The sequence below is a fragment of the Methylosinus sp. PW1 genome, from assembly GCF_000745215.1.
Taxonomy (GTDB): Bacteria; Pseudomonadota; Alphaproteobacteria; order Rhizobiales; family Beijerinckiaceae; genus Methylosinus.
In genome coordinates this window covers 280,821-302,973 of the sequence record NZ_JQNK01000008.1, presented here as the reverse complement: position 1 = coordinate 302,973, position 22,153 = coordinate 280,821, and the positions used below count along the sequence as shown (strand labels likewise).

General features: G+C 64.3%; 26 protein-coding genes and 1 pseudogene. 16 read left to right on the top strand and 11 right to left on the bottom strand.

Going from position 1 to position 22,153, the window contains the following annotated elements:
- Positions 1-12: 12 nt before the first annotated feature.
- The gene (locus K369_RS06990; protein WP_036290238.1) at positions 13-1,080 is read right to left on the bottom strand and encodes a site-specific integrase; all 1,068 of its coding nucleotides are present in this window, start codon (positions 1,078-1,080) and stop codon (positions 13-15) included.
- 123 nt (positions 1,081-1,203) lie between these two features.
- On the opposite strand from K369_RS06990, the gene dusA reads away from it, so the two are divergent.
- Complete coding sequence (gene dusA, locus K369_RS06985; protein ID WP_084570541.1) at positions 1,204-2,223, top strand: tRNA dihydrouridine(20/20a) synthase DusA; 1,020 nt, start codon at positions 1,204-1,206, stop codon at positions 2,221-2,223.
- Positions 2,224-2,320: 97 nt separating this feature from the next.
- A pseudogene (locus K369_RS28170) lies at positions 2,321-2,695 on the top strand (GrpB family protein); the annotation flags it as partial.
- 75 nt (positions 2,696-2,770) lie between these two features.
- On the opposite strand, the gene cobS reads toward K369_RS28170, so the two are convergent.
- Positions 2,771-3,541 carry an adenosylcobinamide-GDP ribazoletransferase gene (cobS, locus tag K369_RS06975; protein ID WP_051949116.1) on the bottom strand — a complete coding sequence of 257 codons (771 nt, stop codon included), beginning with the start codon at positions 3,539-3,541 and terminating at the stop codon, positions 2,771-2,773.
- Between the two features lie 191 nt (positions 3,542-3,732).
- Positions 3,733-3,990, bottom strand: coding sequence for a hypothetical protein (locus K369_RS06970; RefSeq protein WP_036289513.1), 258 nt, complete (start codon positions 3,988-3,990; stop codon positions 3,733-3,735).
- A 169-nt stretch (positions 3,991-4,159) separates the two neighbouring features.
- Here K369_RS06970 and K369_RS06965 point away from each other — a divergent pair, with 169 nt between their 5' ends.
- From K369_RS06965 to K369_RS06940, 6 genes are all read left to right on the top strand, one after another.
- Positions 4,160-4,858 carry a phosphatidylserine decarboxylase gene (locus K369_RS06965; RefSeq protein WP_036289511.1) on the top strand — a complete coding sequence of 233 codons (699 nt, stop codon included), beginning with the start codon at positions 4,160-4,162 and terminating at the stop codon, positions 4,856-4,858.
- Positions 4,859-4,885: 27 nt separating this feature from the next.
- Complete coding sequence (gene pssA, locus K369_RS06960; protein ID WP_051949115.1) at positions 4,886-5,737, top strand: CDP-diacylglycerol--serine O-phosphatidyltransferase; 852 nt, start codon at positions 4,886-4,888, stop codon at positions 5,735-5,737.
- Positions 5,738-5,961: 224 nt separating this feature from the next.
- Positions 5,962-6,891, top strand: a complete 930-nt coding sequence (gene pqqB / locus K369_RS06955) for a pyrroloquinoline quinone biosynthesis protein PqqB (protein WP_036289509.1) — start codon at positions 5,962-5,964, stop codon at positions 6,889-6,891.
- On the top strand, positions 6,888-7,649 hold the full coding sequence (pqqC, locus tag K369_RS06950) for a pyrroloquinoline-quinone synthase PqqC (protein ID WP_018264637.1): 762 nt from the start codon (positions 6,888-6,890) through the stop codon (positions 7,647-7,649). Before pqqB ends, pqqC begins: the two co-directional genes overlap by 4 nt.
- Positions 7,650-7,660: 11 nt before the next feature.
- Positions 7,661-9,127, top strand: a complete 1,467-nt coding sequence (gene pqqE / locus K369_RS06945; RefSeq protein ID WP_036290232.1) for a pyrroloquinoline quinone biosynthesis protein PqqE — start codon at positions 7,661-7,663, stop codon at positions 9,125-9,127.
- Between the two features lie 107 nt (positions 9,128-9,234).
- A complete protein-coding gene (locus K369_RS06940) occupies positions 9,235-9,603 on the top strand; it encodes a hypothetical protein (protein ID WP_156967765.1) in 369 nt (122 codons plus the stop codon).
- Positions 9,604-9,611: 8 nt separating this feature from the next.
- Here the strand turns inward: K369_RS06940 and K369_RS06935 are convergent, their stop codons facing one another.
- Positions 9,612-9,857 carry an acyl carrier protein gene (locus K369_RS06935; protein WP_036289503.1) on the bottom strand — a complete coding sequence of 82 codons (246 nt, stop codon included), beginning with the start codon at positions 9,855-9,857 and terminating at the stop codon, positions 9,612-9,614.
- Between the two features lie 371 nt (positions 9,858-10,228).
- On the opposite strand from K369_RS06935, the gene K369_RS06930 reads away from it, so the two are divergent.
- The 6 genes from K369_RS06930 to K369_RS06905 all read left to right on the top strand — a co-directional run bounded on the left by K369_RS06930 (position 10,229) and on the right by K369_RS06905 (position 13,485).
- Positions 10,229-10,438, top strand: coding sequence for a cold-shock protein (locus K369_RS06930; protein WP_018264633.1), 210 nt, complete (start codon positions 10,229-10,231; stop codon positions 10,436-10,438).
- Positions 10,439-10,545: 107 nt separating this feature from the next.
- Positions 10,546-11,268, top strand: a complete 723-nt coding sequence (locus K369_RS06925; RefSeq protein WP_036289501.1) for a hypothetical protein — start codon at positions 10,546-10,548, stop codon at positions 11,266-11,268.
- A gap of 55 nt (positions 11,269-11,323) precedes the next feature.
- Positions 11,324-11,932: a malonic semialdehyde reductase gene (locus tag K369_RS06920; protein ID WP_036289499.1), complete on the top strand. Its 609-nt coding sequence runs from the start codon at positions 11,324-11,326 to the stop codon at positions 11,930-11,932.
- Between the two features lie 31 nt (positions 11,933-11,963).
- Positions 11,964-12,365, top strand: coding sequence for a DoxX family protein (locus tag K369_RS06915; protein ID WP_051949114.1), 402 nt, complete (start codon positions 11,964-11,966; stop codon positions 12,363-12,365).
- Between the two features lie 285 nt (positions 12,366-12,650).
- The gene (locus K369_RS06910; RefSeq protein ID WP_036289497.1) at positions 12,651-12,992 is read left to right on the top strand and encodes a septal ring lytic transglycosylase RlpA family protein; all 342 of its coding nucleotides are present in this window, start codon (positions 12,651-12,653) and stop codon (positions 12,990-12,992) included.
- Positions 12,993-13,209: 217 nt separating this feature from the next.
- A complete protein-coding gene (locus tag K369_RS06905) occupies positions 13,210-13,485 on the top strand; it encodes a DUF1153 domain-containing protein (RefSeq protein WP_018264629.1) in 276 nt (91 codons plus the stop codon).
- Between the two features lie 104 nt (positions 13,486-13,589).
- Here K369_RS06905 and K369_RS06900 read toward each other — a convergent pair whose 3' ends face one another.
- Both K369_RS06900 and K369_RS06895 read right to left on the bottom strand, forming a co-directional pair.
- Positions 13,590-14,567 (bottom strand): UPF0104 family protein, encoded by a 978-nt coding sequence (locus tag K369_RS06900; protein ID WP_036289495.1) that lies wholly within the window; start codon positions 14,565-14,567, stop codon positions 13,590-13,592.
- 268 nt (positions 14,568-14,835) lie between these two features.
- A complete protein-coding gene (locus K369_RS06895) occupies positions 14,836-15,210 on the bottom strand; it encodes a flagellar export protein FliJ (protein ID WP_018264624.1) in 375 nt (124 codons plus the stop codon).
- Positions 15,211-15,451: 241 nt separating this feature from the next.
- Here K369_RS06895 and K369_RS06890 point away from each other — a divergent pair, with 241 nt between their 5' ends.
- The gene (locus K369_RS06890; protein ID WP_036289493.1) at positions 15,452-15,946 is read left to right on the top strand and encodes a cupin domain-containing protein; all 495 of its coding nucleotides are present in this window, start codon (positions 15,452-15,454) and stop codon (positions 15,944-15,946) included.
- 12 nt (positions 15,947-15,958) lie between these two features.
- Here K369_RS06890 and ruvA read toward each other — a convergent pair whose 3' ends face one another.
- Both ruvA and ruvC read right to left on the bottom strand, forming a co-directional pair.
- Complete coding sequence (ruvA, locus tag K369_RS06885; protein ID WP_036289491.1) at positions 15,959-16,573, bottom strand: Holliday junction branch migration protein RuvA; 615 nt, start codon at positions 16,571-16,573, stop codon at positions 15,959-15,961.
- Positions 16,570-17,094: a crossover junction endodeoxyribonuclease RuvC gene (gene ruvC, locus K369_RS06880; RefSeq protein WP_018264620.1), complete on the bottom strand. Its 525-nt coding sequence runs from the start codon at positions 17,092-17,094 to the stop codon at positions 16,570-16,572. Before ruvC ends, ruvA begins: the two co-directional genes overlap by 4 nt.
- Before the next feature lie 1,223 nt (positions 17,095-18,317).
- Between ruvC and K369_RS25385 the strand changes: the two genes are divergently transcribed.
- Entirely contained in the window at positions 18,318-20,096 is a 1,779-nt protein-coding gene (locus tag K369_RS25385) for an ATP-dependent endonuclease (RefSeq protein WP_084570539.1), read from the top strand.
- A gap of 13 nt (positions 20,097-20,109) precedes the next feature.
- On the opposite strand, the gene K369_RS06865 is transcribed toward K369_RS25385, so the two are convergent.
- The 3 genes from K369_RS06865 to K369_RS06855 all read right to left on the bottom strand — a co-directional run bounded on the left by K369_RS06865 (position 20,110) and on the right by K369_RS06855 (position 22,132).
- Entirely contained in the window at positions 20,110-21,240 is a 1,131-nt protein-coding gene (locus K369_RS06865; protein ID WP_051949113.1) for an L-lactate dehydrogenase, read from the bottom strand.
- Between the two features lie 28 nt (positions 21,241-21,268).
- Entirely contained in the window at positions 21,269-21,544 is a 276-nt protein-coding gene (locus K369_RS06860; protein WP_245278126.1) for a cobalamin B12-binding domain-containing protein, read from the bottom strand.
- A gap of 153 nt (positions 21,545-21,697) precedes the next feature.
- A complete protein-coding gene (locus K369_RS06855) occupies positions 21,698-22,132 on the bottom strand; it encodes an iron-sulfur cluster assembly scaffold protein (protein ID WP_036289485.1) in 435 nt (144 codons plus the stop codon).
- Between the last annotated feature and the right edge of the window lie 21 nt (positions 22,133-22,153).

Genomic DNA, 22,153 nt, shown 5'->3' with positions numbered 1-22,153 from the left:
AGAATGTGGGTGTCACACGAACTCCCACAACCACGTTTCCTTAGCCCACTTGTCGCCAGTCTGGCGTAAGTGGGCGTATCTTTTTAAGCTGCTCCACGATCTATGACCGCTGACAGATGCAGCCTTAGGTATCGTGCTTCCGGTTTCGAAAAGACGCGATACTCCTTCATGACGCAAATCATGAAAGTGCAAATCTTCAATTTCTAAAACCTTGCAGGCTCTAGTGAACGAAGCCGTGATAGCCTTGTTAGTGTATGGAAAAATTTTTCCGTCTGTTTTTTCAATTGACTCAACTACTTTAATCGCCTCGTCTGGAAGATCGCACCACACGTTGTTTCCTATTTTTTCTCCTGGATTTTTCATGTCTCTTACCATTACGCGCTTTGCATCTTTTTCATAGTATTTCCATTCTATACGACATATCTCGTCCTGCCTTCGCGTCGAGAACATGGCGAATATAATGACCTTCGTCATTTTCATCATCACTGGACGACGCTTTTGGCGATCGGAGAAAAATTCTAGCAGGCGTTTTATTTCGTCAGGTGTCGGCCTCCTATCACGCTCTCTTGATCGAGATGTCATGCCAAGGCGCTTCGCAACAATGAGCGCATCCTTCATCGCCTCGCGGTCGAGCTGATAGCCCCATGCCGGCTTAGCGACGGCGAAGATCGCCCCCAGGTGCGATAGGTAGTTCAGCACCGTCTGAGGGCTCCGCTCATCGGCGAGCGAACGGGCCAGGGAGATGATGTCCTCGCTCTTGATCTTCGAGCAGCGCATATTCGCGATGTCGTGCTTCTTGATCGCTCTGAGCACCTGGGTCTTTGTGCGCCCCATCTGACGCTTCGACTCGCCGGTGTATGTGTCGATGACCTCGCCGAGCGTCGGGTCTTTGGCCGCAGCCTTCTCTATGCCTCCGGGCGCGTCCAGCTCGGCCTCGCGCTTTTCCAGCCACGCCAGCGCTGCTTGCCGACGCTCGAACGTCTTCGACTCCCGGTGGACCTTCCCGCCATTGCGGCGCATGATCTGCGCCATGAAGCTCTTCGATCCATCCTTCTTCGGCCTGACAACGATCGTTCCCATGACGCCCCTGCACAACATTCCTGCGGCTTGCATGACATTGTTGTGCATGTCGTGTCGGAATAGTCAAAGATCGGAAAAGTTCCGTCGTTATGTCGGGCGATTGACGGAGACCAATTCGCTGTTATGAAAACGAAAACCATCAAAAACAGCGACTTACGATTTTGTATAGCGCCTATGATGGATTGGACGGACCGTCACTGCCGGTTCTTCCATCGGCTAATGTCGCGCCGCGCGCGGCTCTATACGGAGATGCTCACGACCGGAGCCGTGATCTTCGGCGATCGCGCGCGGCTGCTCGGCTTCGACGCGGCGGAGCATCCGCTCGCGCTGCAGCTCGGCGGATCCGATCCGGGCGAGCTGGCCAAGGCCGCGCGCATCGCCGAGCCCTATGGGTTCGACGAGATCAATCTCAATGTCGGCTGCCCGTCCGATCGCGTGCAGAACGGCGCTTTCGGCGCCTGTCTGATGCTACGTCCCGATCTCGTCGCCGATTGCGTGAAGGCGATGAAGGATGCGGTCGCGCTTCCCGTTACCGTCAAATGCCGCATCGGCGTCGATGATCAGGAGCCGAGAGCCGCGCTGTTCGGCCTCGCCGAGCGCGTTGTCGCCGCCGGCTGCGACGCGCTCGTCGTCCACGCCCGCAAGGCCTGGCTCTCCGGCCTCTCGCCCAAGGAGAATCGTGACGTTCCGCCGCTGGACTACGGCCTCGTCTATGAGCTGAAGCGCGCCTTTCCCGATCTGCCCATCGCGATCAACGGCGGGATCGCGACGATAGACGAGATGCGCGCGCATCTTTCCCATGTCGATGGCGTGATGATCGGCCGCGTCGCCTATCATGAGCCGGAGCTTCTGCTCCGCGTCGACCCAGAACTGTTCGGCGAGGCGGCGCCGCTCGACGACGGCTTCGCTGTGGTCGAAGCCTTCATCCCTTATGTCGAGGCGCAATTGCGGCGCGGCGAGCGCCTCTCGAGCATGACGCGGCATATGCTCGGCCTTTTCGCCGGCCGGCCCGGCGCGCGCGCCTTCCGTCGGCGACTCGCGGGAGAGTCGGTGCGGCCCGGCGCCAGCGTCGAGACTCTGCTCGCCGCCGTCGACGAGGTGCGGCGCGCAACGGCGCGCATGGCGGAAGTGGCGAACGCGTGAAGCTCGGAAAGCGCATTCATCTCGCGCCGCCTCTTCATGACGCCGAGGCCCGCTTCATGTCGATCGCGGGGCGGCTGGCGCGCCTCGTCCTACGCGCATGCGTGGAACATATCGGCGCACGGCCGTGCCGAATCTCTACGGTAAGCCCGTCATTGACGTGATGCTCGAATGGCCGAGCGGCGCCGATGTGGCCGCCTTGGTCGAGGCTCTCGAATCCGACGGCTTCTGGCATTGGTATCTCGATCCGTTCCGCGCGAGCCGACTGATGTTCGTCGACTGGGCGGACAAGGGACTTTCCCCGACCCGACGCGCCAATGTTCATGCGACGCCTGTCGACGGCGATTTCTGGCGACGCCAGATCGCCCTCCGCAATGCGCTGCGCGAGTCGTCGAGGCTGAGAGACGAGTATGCCGCGCTGAGGCGGGAGCTGGCCGCGCGCTTTCCCGAAGAGCTCGACGCCTATACCGACGGCAAGACCGTTTCATTCGAGGGGTCGTCGCGCGTCTCTAGAGTCTTTCCGCGCCACATTGAAACACGCAAAGACTCTTTATTGCGCGGCGAAGACCAGCAGCGCCGCGATCTCCGCCATTTGCTGCGCGCCGCCCAGCACATCGCCGGTGAGGCCGCCGATCTGCCGCTCGGCGAGCTTGGACGTCGCATAGGCCGCGGCGACGGCCAGCGCGCCGGCGGCGAGCGCCGTGACCGGCGAAACGCCCATGGCGATCGGCAGAACGGAGAAAGCGGCCGCCAGCAGAGCCGCCGTCTGCAGCGCCTCCTTGAACGGACGCATGGCGGCGTGGCCGGCGCCGTCCGCGCGCGCGGGCGCGAGGATCATGATCGGCAGCAGCCCCGCCGTGCGGGAGAGCGCCGCGGCGAATATCAGTATGGCGGCCGCCTCGAAGCCGCCGCGCTGCGCGATCGCCGTCAGCGCGCCGATGCGAAGCGCCGACGAAAGCGTCAGCGCCAGGGCGCCGTAGGAGCCCAGCCGGCTATCGCGCATGATCTCGAGCTTTTCCTCCCGCGTCGCGCCGCCGCCGAAACCATCGGCGAGATCGGCGAGCCCGTCCTCATGCAGCGCGCCGGTGACGGCGACCAGCGCGGCGAGCGCCAGCGTTGCGGCGAGGAAAGGCGGCAGGCCGAGCGCGCGGGCGCCGAGCAGCGTCCAGGCCGGCGCGAGGGCGATCAGCGCGCCGGCGAGCGGCAGCGCCCGCACCGCGGTGCGAAAGTCCGGCATCTCATGCCCCCGCGGCGCAGGAACCGGCAGGCGGGAGTAGAAGCGCAGGCAGGCGAGAAAGTCGTCGACGAAGGGGCGAAACATGCGCCCCCTCATGCCGCCAAAGCGGCCATTTGTCGAGAAGGGAGGGTTTCGGCCCAATTTCGGCCTTCGCCACGGCGCGGCCGTCGAATTTCCGGCCTAGAATTTCCGCCTTCTCGGGACGCCCCTTGATTTTGGCGAAAAGACGGGACCGGCGCGCTCCGCCGGTCCCGTAATTGGTCGGCACAGCGTGGTCAGTTCAGCGTCTTGCCGCCGGCGGCCTTGCAAGCCTCCTCCGACTCCGTGAACACCCATCCCTTGCCCTGGCAGGCGTTCATGCCCTTGCAGGCGTTCTTGGGGCTGTGACAGTCGCTCTTGCCCTTGCAACTGTTGGCGCCGATGCATTGCACCTTGCCGGGCGTCGCCGCAATGGCGGTCGTCACGGCGCCGGCGAGCGCGAGAGACACGGCCGCTATGGCCAGGGCCGTTCCGTTGCGAATATTGTCTTTCATGTTTCCTCCCCGAGGGGTGTCGGCCTCTTTGGGCTTCGACCGCGCCTATCTGTCGTGAATCCGCCGCAGGGGCAAGGGCGCAGACGGCTCGCCCGCGTGACTTTCGCGCCGCAAAATGGCAGAACTCGCCCCGCCTGCGGCGACGGGCCGCATTCGGAGCCTCTCATCCATGTCGATCCTCGAATCGGTCCGCAAATCGCTCGTCCCGATCCATCCCGAAGGCTATATCTTCATCGCCGCCTTCGCCATCGCCGCCCTGCTGCTGCATTGGATTTCCTCGACGCTCGGCTGGGTGGGCTTCATCGCCACAGGCTGGTGCGTCTATTTCTTCCGCGATCCGCAGCGCCTGACGCCTTTGCGCGAGGGACTCGTCGTGTCGCCGGCGGATGGCGTCGTCTGCTCCATCGGCTTTTTCCTGCCGCCGGCCGAGCTCGGCCTCGGCGCGGAGCCGATGCAGCGCGTCTCCATCTTCATGAGCGTCTTCGACGTGCATGTGAACCGCGCGCCCATCACCGGCCGCATCTCCAAGGTCGCCTATAAGCCCGGCATCTTCCTCAACGCCGATCTCGACAAGGCGAGTGAGGACAATGAGCGCAACGGCGTCGTCATCGACGCGCCGTCGGGCCGCTATGGCGTGGTGCAGATCGCGGGCCTCGTGGCGCGGCGCATCGTCTGCTTCGTGCAGGATGGCGAGCCGATCGGCGTCGGCGACCGTTTCGGCCTCATCCGTTTCGGCTCGCGCGTCGACGTCTACATGCCGACCGCCGCCAAGCCCCGCGTCGCCGTGGGCTCGCGCGCGATAGCGGGCGAGACGATCCTCGCCGATGTGAACTCCACCGCCGCCCCTCTGAGCTTCAAGGCCGGCTGAGCCGTCGCCGCGACAAAGGCCTCTCCGATGACCGAACCTTCGTCCTTCGACGCCGGCCCCGAGAGCCGGGACGCGCAATTGTCGCCCTCGGAACGGCGCCGGCTGCGTTTCCGCAACATTCCGATCCGCGTGGTGCTGCCCAATCTGGTGACGCTTCTGGCGCTCTCAATGGGCCTCACCGCCATACGCTACGCCACGGAAGGCAAGTTCGACACGGCCGTGACCGCCGTCATCGCCGCCGCCGTGCTGGACGGGCTCGACGGCCGCATCGCGCGCGCGCTCAAAGGCACGTCGCGCTTCGGCGCGGAACTCGACTCGCTCGCCGATTTCGTCGATTTCGGCGTTGCGCCTGCGCTTCTGCTCTATCTCTGGTCGCTTCACGAGATCAAAGGGCTCGGCTGGTTCGCGGCGCTCGTCTTCGCCATCGCCGGCGCGCTGCGCCTCGCCCGCTTCAACGTCACCGTGGACGATCCGGGACGCCCGGCCTGGCATTCGGATTTCTTCGTCGGCATGCCGGCGCCCGCCGGCGCCGTGACCGTGCTGCTGCCGCTCTATCTCAATCTCTCGGTGGTCGATCTGCCCGGCTCCAAGGCGCTGGTTCCGCTCTTCATCATCTATGTGCTGGCCATCGCCTTTCTGATGGCGAGCCGCATTCCGCATTTCTCCGGCAAGCGCATCGGCCGCATTCCGCGCGAATATGTCATTCTCGTGCTGTTCTGCGTCGGCGTGACGGCGCTGCTGCTCGCCATCTATCCAATGGAGACCCTGGTGCTGGCGAGCCTCGCCTATCTCGCCGCCATCCCCTTCGGCGTGAAGCGCTACAAGGAACTGGAGCGGCAGGAGGCGGAGAGAGCGGCGGAGAAAGCGCGGCCAGCCTGACGCGGCGGCTCGAGCGGCGCGACAAAGTGGCGCTTGCGCGCGGCCGCGCGCGCCGACATAGTGCCTGCGAAAACAAGCCGTCCATGGCCATGCGCCATGGGAAAAAGCGGCAAAATCGGGAGGGGAGCGAAACAGCGCTTCGAGGAGAGGCGGTTTCGCTCTAGAACGTCGGCTCGAGAGGAGAGACCGCGCCTTTAAAAAACGGCGCCGTCGCGGATCGCGTCATGTTCATCAAGATACTCGGATCGGGCGCCGGCGGCGGCTTCCCGCAATGGAACTGCAATTGCGCCAATTGCCGCGCCGTGCGCGAAGGCCGGCCCGGCTTTTCGGCGCGCACGCAATCCTCGCTCGCGGTCAGCGCCAATGGCGTCGATTTCGCGCTGCTCAACGCCTCGCCGGATTTGCGCCAGCAGATCGCGCAAGCGCCGCAGCTCTCGCCCGGGCCGCAAGATGGTCTGCGCGCGAGCCCGATCAAATCCGTCGTGCTGACCAATGGCGACGTCGATCACGTCGCCGGCCTGCTGAACCTTCGCGAGGCGCAGGCCTTCTCGATCTATTCATCGGGGCGCATATTGAATGTGCTCGCCGGCAATCGCATCTTCGACATTCTGGTCCCCGAGCTGGTGACGCGCGTCGAATTTCCCTTCGACGAGGCGATCCCGCTGCATGGCGCCGGCGTCGATCTCGGCCTCGCGGTGAAGGCCTTTCCCGTCCATGGCAAGATCGCGCTATGGCTCGAGGACAAGAGCGTCGCGGGTTTCGGCACGCAGGTGGGCGACACGCTCGGCGTCGAGATCATCGAGACCGCGACGGGCAAGAGCTGCTTCTATATTCCCGGCTGCGCGAAGATCGACGAGCCGCTGCGGGAACGCCTGCGCGGCGCGAGCGCCGTCTTCTTCGATGGAACATTATTCCATGAGAATGAGATGATCGAGCAAGGATTGCTCGGCAAGACCGGCTCCCGCATGGGCCATGTGAATATGAGCGGCGAGGACGGCTCGATGAAAGCCTTCGAGGATCTGTCCGTCGCGCGCAAAATCTATGTGCACATCAACAACTCCAATCCGACGCTCGACGCTTCCTCCAAGGAACGCGCCATCGTGAATGCGGCCGGATGGGAGATCGGCGCGGACGGCATGGAGGTGACGCTATGAACGACTTCTCGACGGCCGAGTGGCACGACGCTCCTCCCTTGTCGAAGGAGGCCTTCGAGGCCGCGATCCGCGCCGTCGGCGAGGAGCGCTATCACGACAAGCATCCCTTCCATAAGATGCTGCATGGCGGAAAGCTGAGCAAAGGCCAGGTGCAGGCCTGGGCGCTCAATCGCTATTGCTATCAGGAGGCCGTGCCGCGAAAGGACGCCGCCTTCATGAGCCGCGTGCACGACCGCGAATTGCGGCGCGAATGGATTCACCGCATCCACGATCACGACGGATTGGGCGAGGAAGGCGGCGGCATAGAGCGCTGGCTCGTGCTCACCGACGGACTCGGCCTCTCGCGCGATTACGTCACTTCGCGCAAGGGCGCGCTGCCGGCGACCAAATTCGCCGTTGAGGCCTATGTGCGCTTCGTCGTCGAGCAGCCGCTCGTCATTGCGGTGGCGTCCTCGCTGACGGAGCTGTTCGCGCCGGCGATCCATCGCGAGCGCATCGCGGGAATGCTCGAGAATTACAATTTCGTCGATGATTCCGTGATGGCCTATTTCAAGCGCCGTCTCGCCCAGGCGCCGCGCGACAGCGATTTCGCTCTGTCGTATATTCTCCAGCACGCCTATACGCGAGCGGAGCAGGAAGCCTGCGTCGGGGCCGTGCGCTTCAAATGCGACGTGCTATGGGCGCAGCTCGACGCGCTCTATCAGGCCTATGTGACCGGCCTCATCCCGCCCGGCGCGTTTACGCCGGGAGAGAAGTGAAGGACGAGAGAATGAGCGAAGCGCGTTTCATTGTGGCGCCGGAGTCGAAGCCGGCCTTCACGCGCTATTCGCGCCTGCACGAGGATGTCGTGCGCAAGCGCAAGGTGATCCTCGCGCCGGAACGCGCCTATGAGCTGGACCCGATCGGCCTCGCCGTGCTCGGCCATGTCGATGGCCTCGCCAGCGTCGCCGAGATTTCGCAACGTCTCGCGCAGAGCTATTCGGCGCCGGTCGAGGTGATCCAGACGGATGTGGTGAAGCTGCTGCAAGACCTCGCCGACAAGCGCCTGCTGCGCGACGGGCCGGACGCATTCTCCCCCCCTCCCCTGTCGCAGACGGCGAAATCCTATGCGCCCTTCGAGCGCGGCCCGGCGGGGCTGCTCGCCGAGCTGACGCATCGCTGTCCGCTCCAGTGCCCCTATTGCTCCAATCCGCTCGATCTCGAGCGCGCCAATACGGAACTCACTTCCGGCGAATGGGGCGATGTGTTCCGACAGGCGGCCTCCATCGGCGCGCTGCAATTGCATCTCTCCGGCGGCGAGCCGACCATTCGCCGCGATCTCGAAGAGATACTCGCCCACGCCGTCGACGCCGGCCTCTACACAAATCTCGTGACCTCGGCCGTGCTGCTGACGCGCGAGCGTTTGGCGCATCTCGCCGAGATCGGCCTCGATCATGTGCAGGTCTCGGTGCAGGACGTCGTGCCGGAAAGCTCGGACCATATTTCCGGCTATGAGGGCGGCGTCGCCAAGAAGCGCGACGTCGCGCGCTGGGCGCGAGAGCTCGGCCTCGGGCTCACCATCAATGCGCCGATCCATCGCCAGAACATCGACCATCTGCCGCAGATCATCGATTTCGCGGTGGAGGTCGGGGCGCAGCGGCTCGAGGTGGCGCATATTCAATATTACGCCTGGGCGGAAGCGAACCGCGCCGCGCTGATCCCGACGCGCGAGAAATTCCTCGCCACGGTCGGCATTGTGGAAGAGGCGAAGAAGCGCCTGCAGGGCGTGCTCAATTTCGATTTCGTGATCCACGATCACTACGCCTCGCGCCCCAAGGCCTGCACGGGCGGCTGGGGCCGCAGCATCATGGTGGTGACGCCCTCCGGCAAGGCCCTGCCCTGCCACGCCGCGCAGACTCTGCCGGGCCTCTCCTTCGACAATGTGCGCGACCGCCCGCTCGGAGAAATTTGGCGCGACGGCGCGGCCTTCCAGGCCTTTCGCGGCGAGGAGTGGATGCAGGAGCCCTGCCGCAGCTGCGACAAGCGCGGAGTCGATTATGGCGGCTGCCGCTGTCAGGCGCTGGCCGTCACCGGCGACGCCGCGGCGACCGACCCCGCCTGCCATCGCTCGGCCCATCACGAGGAATTCGCCGCGCTGGGGCAGAACGAGTCGCTTCTGCCGGCGCCGCCTTTCGTCTATCGCCGCCTCGGCGGGGCGGAGCGCAAGGAGAAGGCGCTGGACCAGCAGCCGGCGTGAGGCCTCCGGTCACTCCCTGCTAATCATGTCCCACGCTCGCGCTGGAGCGGCGCGGGCGGCGCTCCATTTGACCCTTTCGGCCGGTTTTGCGGCCAAGGGGGTCCAAAATGTCACGAGCAGATTTGGGCGCGCGTCGGATCGGCGCGCTTTTCGTCGCCTTCTCGGCGTTCGCCTTCTTCACGATAGTGGTGCTGATGGAGCGCGCCTGCGCCGCGCCGCCGCCGGCCTATCGCATTCCGCTCTTCGCCCATTGCGGGCTCGAGGGGCTGACGCCCGAGCCGGGGACGGAGAAGCTGGCCGCGCGCGTCGTGACGCGCGAGGGACGCTCCGCCGCCTTTCAGAGCTGGGCGGCCTCGACGCGGCCAGTGACGCCGGCGCTGCTGGCTTTCGCGCCGCAGCAGAACGCCTTTCCAGCGGCGCTCTCGGCCGGAGCCGATCGCAAGGCGCGCTATTGCCCCTCGGGCGCCCGCCTATAAACGCCAGCTCAAGCCGCCTTGCGCTCCAGCGCATGCAGGCAGGAGACGATGGCGGCGATGGAGGCGAAATTGCGACGGCGCAGCATATGCTCCGGGAATTGGACGCCATAGGCGTCCTCGAGCGCGAGCATGATTCTGACCGCCGCGAATGAGGTGAGGCCGAGCTCATAGAGGTCGGCGTTGTCCGCTATGTCGCAGGCGGGCGCGGGCAGGAGTCCATTCTCGTCGATCGCTTGCCGAACGAGGTCGATCACTTTTGCTCTCCGCTTCTGGCTGCGCGCGGGGGTCTCCCCCCGCCGTCGCAGGTCACGATCATTCAGCGACAATTCGACGCGATGATCGTAAATCCAACGCTAAGATCGCGCCGTCTCGATGAATGTGGCGTGAACCGGGCGCCTCCTCCAATTGTGTAGGTTAGGAAATCCTTTCTTTTTCGGGAATTACTTATGGCCTATAGCGTGATCCGCCATTGCCCGGGGCGGTTCGGCCCTCTATGTTCCCGAGCATCGATTTTCGGCCGGCGACTTGGGCGCGCTTCGGAGACGGAGCCGCTGACGACCTCTCCCTACATCGATCGACCCGGCCCCGCGCAGGCGGGCCTTCTCCTCTATGTCTGGAGAGACAAATGGCGACTGGAACGGTTAAGTGGTTCAACGCCCAGAAGGGCTATGGCTTCATCCAGCCGGATGGCGACGACAAGGACGTGTTCGTCCACATCAGCGCGGTGGAGCGCGCCGGCCTGCGCGATCTGCGCGAGGGCCAGAAGGTGAGCTTCGAGATCGCGCAGGACCGCCGCACCGGCAAGTCCTCGGCGGACCAGCTCAAGGCGCTCTGAGCCTTTGATCTGAGCTTGAAACGAGAGGGTCGCCGCTCAGCGGCGGCCCTTTTTGCGTCTCGCATGGTCCTTGTCTCGAGGCCAGCGCCTTTGCTACAGTCGCGCTCATGCGCCTCGCGCCTTCGTCCCGCAGTCTCGCCGCCATGCTCGCGGCCGCTTTGTTCGCCGCTCCCGGGGCGCTCGCCGCCGGGGCGGAGCGTCCGCTCACCGAGCAGCAATATCTCGACATTCCCGGCATTGGCCGCGTGCCGATCCCGCTGCCGCCGGGCGCGCGCGTTTTCTCGCCGCAGCGTCGGCCCACAGCCCCAGTCGAGCCAGAGCTCGCGCCCGAGAGGGCGCCGCAGACGGCGCGCGACTCGCTCGACGATCTCATCCGCCGCCTCTCGCTCGCCGAGAGCGAGGAGGAGGAGAGCGCTCTCGCCCAGGCGATCGGCCGGCTCTGGGCGCGCTCCGCTTCCCCCACCGTCGATCTCTTGATGCGCCGCGCGCTGGTCGCAGTCGGCATAGGCGCGGATGCGCTGGCGCTCGATCTCTTCGACCGCATCGTCATCCTCGAGCCGGAATGGGCGGAGGCGCTGGTCGGCCGCGCCAATGTCCGCATCGCGCTCGGCGATCTCGACGGGGCGGAGCGCGATCTCGAATCCGCCCTGCGGCTGGAGCCCCGCCGCTTCGACGCACTCGGCGCATTGGGCGCGCTGCGCGAGCGGGCCGGCGCCTCGGCGCGGGCGCTCGAGGCCTATCGCCGCGCCCGCGCGCTCGATCCGCGCCGCGAGGAATGGCGCAAGGCGGAGGAGCGGCTGCGATTGGAAGTCGAGGGCCGGGACATCTGAGCGGCGCGCGCGTTCTCCCGCGAGCCGCGACGCGAGCGAGCCGAGGAGCGATGATATGGCGCAAAACGACATTTCGCAGGAAACTCTGAGCGCCGAGGCGCTCGCGCAGCTCTTCACCGAAGCGCGCACCCATAATGGCTGGGCGGATCGCGAGGTTCCCGACGCCCTGCTCCAGCAGGCGCTGCGGCTCGCGCTATGGGGGCCGACCAGCGCCAATTGCCTGCCGGCGCGCTTCCTCTTCATACGTTCGGCGGAGGCCAAGGCGCGGCTGGCGCCGGCGCTGTCCCCCGGCAATCTCGACAAGACGCTCGCCGCACCGGCGACGGCGATCGTCGCCCATGACACGCAATTCTACGAGCATCTGCCGCGCCTCTATCCCGCGACCGACGCGCGCGCCTGGTTCGTCGGCAACGCCCCGCTCATCGAGACGACGGCCTTTCGCAATGGCACGCTGCAGGGCGCCTATTTTTTGCTGGCGCTGCGCGCCGTCGGGCTCGACGCCGGGCCGATGAGCGGCTTCGACAATGCGAAGGTGGACGCCGAATTCTTCCCCGGCGGGACGGTGAAGTCCAATTTCCTCATCAACATCGGCTATGGCGATCCGGCGAAACTCTATCCGCGGGGTCCGCGTTTCGCCTTTGAGGAGGTCGCCTCGATCCTGTGAGGCGCGATCCTCGACAAATGAGGAAACGCCCATGGCTTCTCTGGCTTCGCCCGGCCGCGCGCAGGCGCTGCTGGGCCTTTTGCGGATTCTCACCGCTGCGCTGTTCCTTCAGCATGGGACGGCCAAGCTCTTCGGCTTTCCGCATGTGGCCATGTTCGACGGGCTGAAGCTCGTCTCTCTGCTCGGCCTCGCCGGGGCGATCGAGATCCTCGGCGGCCTGCTGCTGCTCCTCGGCCTCTTCACCCGGCCGACGGCCATCGTGCTCGTGGCGGAAATGGTCGTCGCCTATGTCGTCGGCCACGCCGCCCGCGGCGCTCTGCCGATCCATAATGGCGGCGAGCTGGCGCTCGTCTATGGCGTCGTCTTCGCGCTTTTCGCCCTTGCGGGTCCCGGCCGCTTCGCCCTGGATAGATCCGTTCATGAGGGGACTTGACAGCCGGACGACAGATTCTCGCAGCCTGTGTCATTTCAGTCACAGAAAAGTAATTCTGTGACAAATATATTGCAAAATACATAAATGTTTATTTGAGGCTTTAGTATAGATTACATCGAAATATTGATGCGGCATACTTGGCGGCCTGGCGCGGAACTAGGCAAAATCCGGCGCTGGCGCTCTCGCCACTATTTGATCACAACTCACCCTTACCGCGGGTCTACTCGACAGTCCCGACCGAGCTCGGTCGGCTGTCGGGAGAGAAACGGCAAGGGGGATAGCGCATTGAAACAATGGATCATCGGAGCGGCGATTTTTGCAGGTTCGACAGCGACGGCGGCGGGCCAATCCTGGGTGGGGAAGGCCTCCTACTACGGCTATCATGGCCGGACGGCGAGCGGGGGCCATGTGGGGGCGCTGACGGCGGCCCATCGCAGCCTTCCTTTCGGCTCGCGCGCGCGCGTGACCAATCTCGGCAATGGCCGTTCTGTGGTCGTCACGATCAATGATCGCGGTCCTTTCGTGCATGGACGGGTGATCGACGTCTCCACCCATGCGGCGGACAGCCTCGGCTTCCGTTCGGCGGGCGTCGCGCGCGTGAAGGTGGAGCGGGTCGCGGGCGAATAGCTCGGGCTCTGTCGTTCCCGGCGGGGAATCCCGAGCGATAGGCTCGCTATCGCTCGGGATTCCCGATCGCTCGCCCTGCGGCCGCGCCAACCGTGAGCTATGGTAAACGGCGATTTCTCAATTGGCCGCAAACACAGGAGTTTGGCTTAGGCAAATGTTAAATCGCCTCGCCTATAGAAGGAGGGTCGAGTGATCGTGAGAGTATGCGAGTAACAAAATGACCGAGACGCATCGTCCGCGTGTCAAATATGTCATCGGCCCAGATGGCAGCCCATTGACCGTCGCGGATCTGCCCCCGCCCACGACCAAGCGTTGGGTGATACGCCGCAAGGCCGAAGTGGTCGCGGCGGTGCGCGGCGGGCTCCTCTCCCTCGAGGAGGCTTGCACCCGCTACACGCTGACGGTGGACGAGTTTCTGAGCTGGCAGATGTCGATCGACCAGCATGGTCTCGCCGGATTGCGGACGACCCGCCTTCAGCAATACCGCATGTGATTTCGGCGCCCGATCGCGGCGCCTCTTTTAAAAACGCAGAGCCGGCGCGCCTCCAAGGCGGCCGGCTCTTCGTCGTTTCATGGCCTCTTTCGCCCCCGCGGCCGTCAGTTCTCGCTATCGGCGCGGCCGCGCAAGGTTTCGGCGAGACGTCCGCGCTCGAACACCAGCACGACGACGAGCGCGAACAGCAGCGGCACGATGAGATAGAGCAGGCGGAACACCAGGAGCGCGGTCAGCACCTTGAGCCGCGGCACATCCGGCATGGCCTTGATGAAGATGAGCTCGAACACGCCGAGCCCGCCGGGCGCATGGGAGACCAGCGCCGCCGAAAAGGACAGGAGGAAAGTGCCGAGCACGACGATATAGGGCGTGCCGCTGCCCTCCGGCAGAGCGAAATAAATAATGCCGGCGGCGCCGATCAGCTCCAGAGGCGCGGCGAACATCTGCCGGATCATCACCTCGGGCCGCGGATACATCACATGGATCTTGCCCAGATCGATCGGCTTGAAATGCATCAGCGAGCCGATGACATAGAGCGCCACGGCGCCGAGGCAGGAGAGGCCGATGATCAGCGCCGTATGCTCATTGGTGAGCATCTCCGGCAGCATGCCGGAAAGGCGGCCGAGCAGGCTCGGCTGATAGGTGAGCAAAAGGCCGGTGAGCAGCACTGTGCCCAGGCCGAAGGTGTAGGAGCACAGCACCACCAGCACCGCCACCTGACCAGCCGTCAGGCCCTTGGTGGAATAGGCCCGGTAGCGCACCACGGCGCCGGAGAACACCGACGCGCCGATATTGTGCGAGAGCGCATAAGTAGTGAAGGAGCACAGCGAGATGAACACCATGGAGATGTGCTTCACGCCGAGGTGCAGCAGCGCGATCCGATCGTACCAGGCGAGCGCCGCATAGGCGAGCAGAGAGCAGAAGCCGGCCGCGATCCAATGGGAGACGGGAATGGCCCGAAGATCGGCCCAGACCTCCTCGCCGACCGATTCCCCGCGAAATTCGCCATAGAGAAGGTAGAAAGAGGCGATGACAGCCACCAGCCCGACGAGAGGCCAGACAAATTCCAAAATTTTTTTCATGTGGCGCTGTGGGTTCGGCGCTCCCGGTGCGGAGCGCGCGCTCTCACTGGCATGGCCACGCCGCGACCGCAAGCCTGAATGCCGGCCACAGCGACCGGCTCCGGCTCGGCCGCCACGCCGGCCCGACATTTCGACACGCCCGACGGACCGACGCGCTCATGCGGCCCCGGCCGGCTCGCCGGGCGCGGCGAGGCGTCCCAGCGTCGGCGTTTGGCTGCGGCTTTTCGGCTCGCGCCTCTTCTATTTTCTGGCCTGAGCCAGAAAGACCTCAGACGCGCCGCTCGGCGACGAGATCGATGATGCGATCGCCGCCGCGGTCGCGGGCTTCCTGGCCCTGCGCCTTGCCCAGCTCCTCGGCCGCATCCTTCATATGCGTCTCCGCCTCGACCAGCTGGTCCTTGAGATCGGCAACCGAGCGCAGGAGATTGTCGCGACGGGTGCGCGCAGCCTGAGCATAGGTCGGATAGGCGAAGTGATTGGGGTCGGTGATATTGGCCCGCTGCTCCTCATGAGCGATCTCGCGATCGAGATCGCCCGTCATGCGGGTGAATTCGGCGATCATCGTCTGCAGCTGCGCCACGCGGCGCCGGCACTCTTCGGCGTGAAAACGTTTCAGCCGAACCAAGGCATCTCGCGACTTCATGACACTACTCTCCGGCACAAGTTACTTACGACGCATGCGAACACAATCGCTTTTCCGCGAGACGAGCGGAAATATGGCGCAAGGAGGTTGCTCGAGTGTTACTGGCCCGACGTTTCTGCCGGCCAAACAAAATAGCGCCGCAATTTCAATCAGCCCCTCGGCCTGTCAGAGCCGCGCCCTATATGAGCCGCCGCGGGCGCAGCGCCCGCCGCGAGGTTTCTGGCGAGGAGAGGAGGCGAAGATGAGACGCGCCCATGCGATCATTGCGGCGGCCGGGGTCGCCGCGCTCCTTTCGGCGGCGCCGTCGGGCGCCGACCATGTGGGGACGCATAAGGTCCTCCTGCCGGGCGACATTCCCTTCACGGCCGGCCCGCCGTCGCTGCCGGCAGGAGCGGAGGCCGCCGTCCTCTATGGCGATCCCGCCAAGGACGGCATCTTCGTGATGCGGCTGAAGGCGCCCGCGGGCTATCGCATTCCGCCGCATACGCATCCCAAGGCGGAGGTCGTCTCGATCGTTTCCGGGCGCATGCGGCTCGGCCTCGGTCCGGCGGCGGATCGGGCGAGCGTCGAGGAGCTGCCCGCGGGCGCCTTCTCCATCATGCCGCCGGGCGTGGCGCATTACGCCTTCTTCGACGCGGAGACGGTGCTCCAGATCGACGCCATGGGGCCTTGGAGCATCGACTACGTCAATGCCAAGGACGATCCGCGCAATCAGATCGCGCCAGCGCAGCGGTGAGGCGCTCGGCCGTCAGCCCGCCAGCTCCTTCAGCCCCCGGCGGATGAGCGCGCCGGTGTCGGCCCCCTCCCCCATCGCCTCGAGGCTCTTGGCGACGGCGGCGGCCGCCTGCGGGCGGCCATAGCCGAGATTGACCAGCGCGGAAATCGCGTCCTGCGCCGCCTGGGGCGCCGCCGCCGGCTCCTCGCCGGAGAGGCGCGCCACCACAGGATCGATCCCGGCGAAGGCCGGAGCCTTGTCCTTCAGCTCGGCGACGATGCGCGCCGCCAGCTTGGGGCCGACGCCGGAGGCGCGCGCCACCATCGCCTTGTCCTGCCCCGCAATGGCGGAGGCCAGCTCGCCCGACGAGAGAATGGACAAAATAGCGAGCGCCACTTTCGAGCCCACTCCCTGCACGCTCTGCAGCAGGCGGAACCAATCGCGCTCGGCCTCCGACGAGAAGCCGAAGAGGCGTATGGCGTCCTCGCGCACCTGCGTCTCTATGGAGAGCGCCGCCGCCTCGCCCACGGGCGCGAGCTTTTGCAGCGTGCGCGCCGAGCAGCTCACCACATAGCCGACGCCATGCACGTCGATGATGACGAAATCCTCGCCATAGGAATCGACGATTCCCTTGAGCTTGCCGATCATCTCGCCCCCGCGGCGAGCTTGCGCGCGGCGATGCGGCCGGCGCGATGATGGGCGTGGCAGATGGCGACGGCCAGCGCATCGGCGGCGTCGGGACTCTCGGCCCGGCTCAGCGGCAGCAGCACGCGCACCATCATGGCGATCTGCTCCTTATCGGCGTGGCCATTGCCGACCACGGTCTTCTTGACGACATTGGCGGCGTATTCCGCCACCTCGAGCCCGGCGAGCGCCGGCGCCGCCAGCGCGACGCCGCGCGCCTGTCCGAGCTTCAGCGCCGATTGCGGATCGCGATTGACGAAAGTCTCCTCGATCGCCGCCTCATGCGGCGCATGCTCCTCTATGATGCGCGCGAGCCCGCGCTGCAATTGCGCCAGCCGCTCGCCCATGGAGGCGTCGCCGTCCGAATGCAGCGAGCCGCAAGCGACAAAAGAGAGCCGCGAGCCGCGCGACGCCTCGACGAGCCCCCAGCCCGTGTTGCGAAGGCCCGGGTCTATGCCGAGAATGCGAATCGTCTCTTCCGTCATGGCGGGAGGTTAGGGGGAAAGGCGCGCGAGGGGTAGCGGCGTCTCTCGCGCCGGGCGGCGCCCCCACCTCCCCCTCGAGGGGGGAGGTCGATCGCCGAAGGCGAGCGGGAGGGGGTGATCCCCGAGTCTCGGGCATTGACCCCACCCCGGACCGCTCCGCGGTCCGACCCTCCCCCTAAAGGGGAGGGTGGAGGGCGAAGCTTTTTGGATGCAGCGCGAGCGACGAAAGCGCGCGCTTTCGCGCCCGCCGCCGAAATTCGGCGCGGGAGGATGGGAGGTCCGGGACGCGGCGGCTCCGTTTGGCCGTCGCGTAAAAGGAATTGCGCATCGAAGCCGGAAGCATCCCGGACCACGGCCGCCTTTTCTGTTCGCCGCCTGCGGGCTCAGGGTTGTTTTCCCCTTTCGGGTAGTCTATCCCCGCGCGAGCCTCGGAAATTCGGCGCAGCTTTCGCATGTGTTCCCACATGCCTCCGCACGAAGGAGAAGCCGTGCCGGCGGCGTGGCGTCGCTCGAGACGAGAGAGGGTCTGCCCCCGCCCTTGCGAACCGCGCCCCCGCCGACGCCGCCTACCCTTCAAGGCGACGCCCCACCGGCGGAGGCAGAGAGGAAGATAGGAATTTAGTCTCCTTGTGTCAAGGGGGGCGGCCTCGCGCCGAGGCGACCCTTCGAGGGGCTGTCGAATGCGCAGATCGCGAGACGCCGCGGCCGTCCCAGCGCGATCGGGTGAATGCCGAAAGGGACGCGCTCACCCTCCCCTTCAGGGGGAGGGTCGGCCGGCGATAGCCGGACGGGGTGGGGTCCAACTGCAAAGACTCGGGGCGTCACCCCCTCCCGAGCGCCTTCGGCGCTCGACCTCCTCCCTTGAGGGAGAGGTGGAAACGCCTCTTCAATCACCGCTTCTCGTTCACCCGATCGCCCTGCGCGACCGTCATGGCCGGGCTTGTCCCGGCCACCCACGCCAAGCAGCTGAAAAACCAAAGAAAAATTCCAACGATACGAATTTCATCCCCCGGCGGGCGCCGCCGGAGTTTCGGCGTCACGCCGAACTTCCGAGGCGCCTCGCCGCACATTGGCGTAGATGGCTGCTACATGATCAATTGCGCCCCAATCAATTGATTTTGACCAAACCGCTATTCGTGTTCTATTGAACTAATTTGTGCGTTTAAGCAAACTAGCAGCAAAATTTCGATTCTTCGGAACGGCAAGCAAACTTAGGGTTTCGTATGGCTGACCAACTCACAGGGGAAACGAAAATTAATTCGGCACCTAAGTCGATGCGCCCGACCCTATCGTTCGAGACGATCACGTTCTCCGATGGCACGAAGCTCGCTCTCGACGACGACGACATTATTGTTTTTGTCGGCCCCAACAACGCGGGGAAAAGCGCCACGTTAAGAGAGCTAGAAGCATGGGTCGCTCGCTCTACCCGTGGCGTCGTCGTCACTTCCGCTACTTTGAGAAAAAGCGGCACGGCCGAGGACCTTCGCGCCTTTCTTGAAGAAAATGCACAGAAATCTGGAGGACCGGGAGAAATTCATTACGGCGGCATTGGTTATAATATTCGCCATGACACCATTCAATTTTTTGATCAGCCAATCGACCGACACCCGGTCGCTACATTCTTCACGAAGCGGATACCGACAGAGACCCGCATCCACGACTCTAGCGCCGCAAATGCTATCCCCTTGTTCGACAGCCCACCCAGTCACCCCATTCATATGCTACTGATGGACGAGGAATTGACTGCTGACATCAGTATGAAGTTCCGACATGCGTTTGGGCTGGACCTGACGCCATTCCGTGCAGGAGGAAGTAATTTCCCGCTCTACGTCGGAACAAAGCCAACTCTCAAACCGGGCAAGGATGAACTGTCTCGCGAATTTGTTGAAGCGCTACAACGCACGAATGTACCACTCACCAGTCAAGGCGATGGAATGCGTAGCTTCGCAGCTGTTGTTCTCCATGTCCTCGCAGCAAAAACACATTCGATCCAGTTGTTGGATGAACCAGAGGCCTTCTTGCATCCGCCACAGGCGCGAATACTCGGCCGATTCATTGCGGAAAGCCGCCGCGAAAAGTCCCAACTCTTTATCGCAACACATAGTACTGACATTCTCGACGGACTTATCGAGGGAGGCTTGGACAAAATCCGTATTGTCCGGCTTAGGAGAGACGGTAAAGTAAACCGAGTAAAAGAGCTTGGCAAAGAGCAAACACGAGCTATTGCAAAAGATACACTTGCGCGCTTTTCGCGCATCTTCGAAGGAATATTTTTTGAGCATGTAGTTGTGTGCGAGTCCGATGCCGATTGCATGTTCTATCAATCGGTTCTCAATCTTCCTTCCGTGTCTGGAAACCGGCGCCCAGAGGTCTTATTCGTTCATACTGCGGGCAAGCACCGGATGGCGAAGTTGGCAGAAACATTGAGCGCGCTGGACGTTCCCGTTTCGGTCATTAGCGACATTGATGTCCTGAGCGAAGAGGGCACATTTAAGCGGCTGATCGAAAGGCTCGGCGGCCAATGGTCGGACATTCAACCTCATTGGAAAGCAGTTTGTGATGCGGTCATCTCGCAAAGACCTCCGTTGAACGCTAGCCAAGTGGCCAAATTGATAGCCGACGAGATCGAGGACGTGACCGGAACCGGTGATTTTCCTTCTGGGAAAGAAAGCGCCATAAAGCGAATATTCAAAACCGTTTCGCCGTGGAGCCCCGTAAAGCAAAGTGGGCGCGGAGCGCTGCCGGCCGGTGAGCCGATTAAGCAATTTGATCAGTTGTACGAGAAATGCGCCTCGCTAGGCCTTTGGATCGTCCCTGTTGGCGAGATTGAAGGCTTCTGCCGTAGTATCGGCGCACATGGTCCTGGATTCGTTGAAAAAGTTCTTGAAGAGCGAGACCTTGACACAGACGTAGAGCTAAACGACGCTCGAGAATTCATCCGCAAACTCTGGCAGCGAGCCCGTCCGCATGAAGTTTCACGCGACGAGCAGGTCAATCTTTAACAGTCGCAGCCCCTCACTCCAAAATCCCCTGCCCCACGCCCCTCGCCTCCCCCACCCCGCACAACATCATCCCCACCCGCAGCTCCGCCGCGAAAATATCCAGCATGGTCTCCACGCCCGCCTGCCCCGCCGCGGCCAGCGCATAGGCGTAGGCGCGGCCCAGCAGAACGCCCTTCGCGCCCAGCGCCAGCAGGCGCAGCACGTCGAGGCCGGAGCGGGCGCCGGAATCGGCGAGGAGGAGGAGATCGTCGCCCACGGCGTCGGCGATGCGCGGCAGCATGCGGGCGACGGAGGGCGCTCCGTCGAGCTGGCGGCCGCCGTGATTGGAGACGACGATCGCCTCCACGCCGCAGCGCATAGCCTCGCGCGCGTCGGCCTCGTCCAGCACGCCTTTTAAGATGATGCGGCCTCCCCAGCGCGCGCGCACCCAATCCAGCGTGGACCAGTCGAGCGTGGGATCGACATTGGCGGCGATGTCGCGCAGATAATTTTTCTGCTTCATCGCGCCGCCGAGATAGGCCGCGACATTGCCGAGAGCATGCGGCCGGCCCATGAGGCCCACATCATAGGCCCAGGCGGGCTTGGTGAGCGCCTGCAACAGGCGCCGCTGCGGCGCGAATGGCCCGGCCATGCCGGAATGGGCGTCCCTATAGCGAATGCCCAGCGCCGGCAGATCGACGGTGAAGACGAGATGCTCTATCCCAGCCGCGCTCGCGCGCGCGAGCATATTCTCCATGAAGCCGCGATCTTTGAGCATATAGAGCTGCAGCCAGATCGGCCGCGCGCTCGCCGCGACGACTTCCTCCAGCGGGCAGACCGAGAGCGTGGAGAGAATGAAGGGAACGCCCTTTTTCGCCGCCGCCCGCGCGCCCTGAACCTCGCCGCGCCGCGCGAACATGCCGGACATGCCGATGGGCGCGATCAGCACGGGCAAATCCGCCGCGACGCCGAGCCACTGCGTGGACAGATCGACGCCGGCGACGCCCTGCATCACGCGCTGGCGCAGCGTCACGCTCTGAAGATCAGCCATATTGGCGGCCAGCGTGCGCTCGGCGCCGGCGCCGCCGTCGATATAGTCGAAGAGAAAGCGCGGCAGGCGTCGCCGCGCGGCCTCGCGATAATCGGCGGCGGATGAAATGATCATCGCTTGTCTCTCGAGAATTGCGCGGCGCTCATGCGAATTTGCCGATCGCCTTGGCGGAGGCGATTCCGCGGAAGGTATGAAAATTGGGGCTCGCTCGGGTTTCGCGGCAATAGCGGTCGAAATCCTCGGCGCTGACGTCGATCATGACGACATCCCAGCCGCTCGCGCGCCAATTGGCGATTTCCTTCGCTTGGAGGCGAAGCCATTTGTCGTGCGTGTCGGCCGGATAATTATCGACGCTGTGACGCAAAAGCTCGTGATCGGCCGCAGTGACGCGCGGGAGATAGGTCGTCGGCACTCGCATTCTCCCATGGCGCGCGCCATCGCGCGCCGACGCCTTTTCTGGGCCGCGGCGATACGAAAAGCGCGCAGCGCGTCGTCGCCGGCCCGTTCGAACACGAGCCGGCCCGATCGACGTGATCGCCCGTCGGATAAGAGGGGCGCCGGAGCGTCCCCCTCAGCCCTGTCGTTTCTCGATCTGCCCGATCGCGTCCACGACGGCGTCGAAGGTCAGGAGCGTCGAGGCGTGACGCGATTTGAAATCGCGCACCGGCTCCAGAATGGCGATTTCCTCCCATTTTCCATCGGGGGGAGCGCCATTCTCCTTCAACATTTTGCGGACGGTCTCGCGCAGGGCGCGCAATTCTTGCGGCGTGGAGCCGACAATATGGCGCGCCATGATCGAGGAGGCCGCCTGGCCGAGAGCGCAGGCTTTGACCTCATGTGCGAAATCCGCCACTTTTCCATCCGATAGGGTGAGATCGATCGTGACGGTCGATCCGCACAGCTTGGAATGGGCGGTGGCGCTCGCATCTGGAGCCTCGAGCCGACCGACGCGCGGTATCTGCGCGGCGAGCTCCAGTATGCGCTGGTTGTAGACTTGATCGAGCATTGTGGCCGATAAGTTGCTAGC

Excerpts from the sequence above, each read along its gene's own strand:
- K369_RS06990 (WP_036290238.1), bottom strand. The coding sequence starts at position 1,080 with ATGGGAACGATCGTTGTCAGGCCGAAGAAGGATGGATCGAAGAGCTTC.
- dusA (WP_084570541.1), top strand. The coding sequence starts at position 1,204 with ATGAAAACGAAAACCATCAAAAACAGCGACTTACGATTTTGTATAGCG.
- cobS (WP_051949116.1), bottom strand. The coding sequence starts at position 3,541 with ATGTTTCGCCCCTTCGTCGACGACTTTCTCGCCTGCCTGCGCTTCTAC.
- K369_RS06970 (WP_036289513.1), bottom strand. The coding sequence starts at position 3,990 with ATGAAAGACAATATTCGCAACGGAACGGCCCTGGCCATAGCGGCCGTG.
- K369_RS06965 (WP_036289511.1), top strand. The coding sequence starts at position 4,160 with ATGTCGATCCTCGAATCGGTCCGCAAATCGCTCGTCCCGATCCATCCC.
- pssA (WP_051949115.1), top strand. The coding sequence starts at position 4,886 with ATGACCGAACCTTCGTCCTTCGACGCCGGCCCCGAGAGCCGGGACGCG.
- pqqB (WP_036289509.1), top strand. The coding sequence starts at position 5,962 with ATGTTCATCAAGATACTCGGATCGGGCGCCGGCGGCGGCTTCCCGCAA.
- pqqC (WP_018264637.1), top strand. The coding sequence starts at position 6,888 with ATGAACGACTTCTCGACGGCCGAGTGGCACGACGCTCCTCCCTTGTCG.
- pqqE (WP_036290232.1), top strand. The coding sequence starts at position 7,661 with ATGAGCGAAGCGCGTTTCATTGTGGCGCCGGAGTCGAAGCCGGCCTTC.
- K369_RS06940 (WP_156967765.1), top strand. The coding sequence starts at position 9,235 with ATGTCACGAGCAGATTTGGGCGCGCGTCGGATCGGCGCGCTTTTCGTC.
- K369_RS06930 (WP_018264633.1), top strand. The coding sequence starts at position 10,229 with ATGGCGACTGGAACGGTTAAGTGGTTCAACGCCCAGAAGGGCTATGGC.
- K369_RS06925 (WP_036289501.1), top strand. The coding sequence starts at position 10,546 with ATGCGCCTCGCGCCTTCGTCCCGCAGTCTCGCCGCCATGCTCGCGGCC.
- K369_RS06920 (WP_036289499.1), top strand. The coding sequence starts at position 11,324 with ATGGCGCAAAACGACATTTCGCAGGAAACTCTGAGCGCCGAGGCGCTC.
- K369_RS06915 (WP_051949114.1), top strand. The coding sequence starts at position 11,964 with ATGGCTTCTCTGGCTTCGCCCGGCCGCGCGCAGGCGCTGCTGGGCCTT.
- K369_RS06905 (WP_018264629.1), top strand. The coding sequence starts at position 13,210 with ATGACCGAGACGCATCGTCCGCGTGTCAAATATGTCATCGGCCCAGAT.
- K369_RS06900 (WP_036289495.1), bottom strand. The coding sequence starts at position 14,567 with ATGAAAAAAATTTTGGAATTTGTCTGGCCTCTCGTCGGGCTGGTGGCT.
- K369_RS06895 (WP_018264624.1), bottom strand. The coding sequence starts at position 15,210 with ATGAAGTCGCGAGATGCCTTGGTTCGGCTGAAACGTTTTCACGCCGAA.
- K369_RS06890 (WP_036289493.1), top strand. The coding sequence starts at position 15,452 with ATGAGACGCGCCCATGCGATCATTGCGGCGGCCGGGGTCGCCGCGCTC.
- ruvA (WP_036289491.1), bottom strand. The coding sequence starts at position 16,573 with ATGATCGGCAAGCTCAAGGGAATCGTCGATTCCTATGGCGAGGATTTC.
- ruvC (WP_018264620.1), bottom strand. The coding sequence starts at position 17,094 with ATGACGGAAGAGACGATTCGCATTCTCGGCATAGACCCGGGCCTTCGC.
- K369_RS25385 (WP_084570539.1), top strand. The coding sequence starts at position 18,318 with ATGGCTGACCAACTCACAGGGGAAACGAAAATTAATTCGGCACCTAAG.
- K369_RS06865 (WP_051949113.1), bottom strand. The coding sequence starts at position 21,240 with ATGATCATTTCATCCGCCGCCGATTATCGCGAGGCCGCGCGGCGACGC.
- K369_RS06860 (WP_245278126.1), bottom strand. The coding sequence starts at position 21,544 with ATGCGAGTGCCGACGACCTATCTCCCGCGCGTCACTGCGGCCGATCAC.
- K369_RS06855 (WP_036289485.1), bottom strand. The coding sequence starts at position 22,132 with ATGCTCGATCAAGTCTACAACCAGCGCATACTGGAGCTCGCCGCGCAG.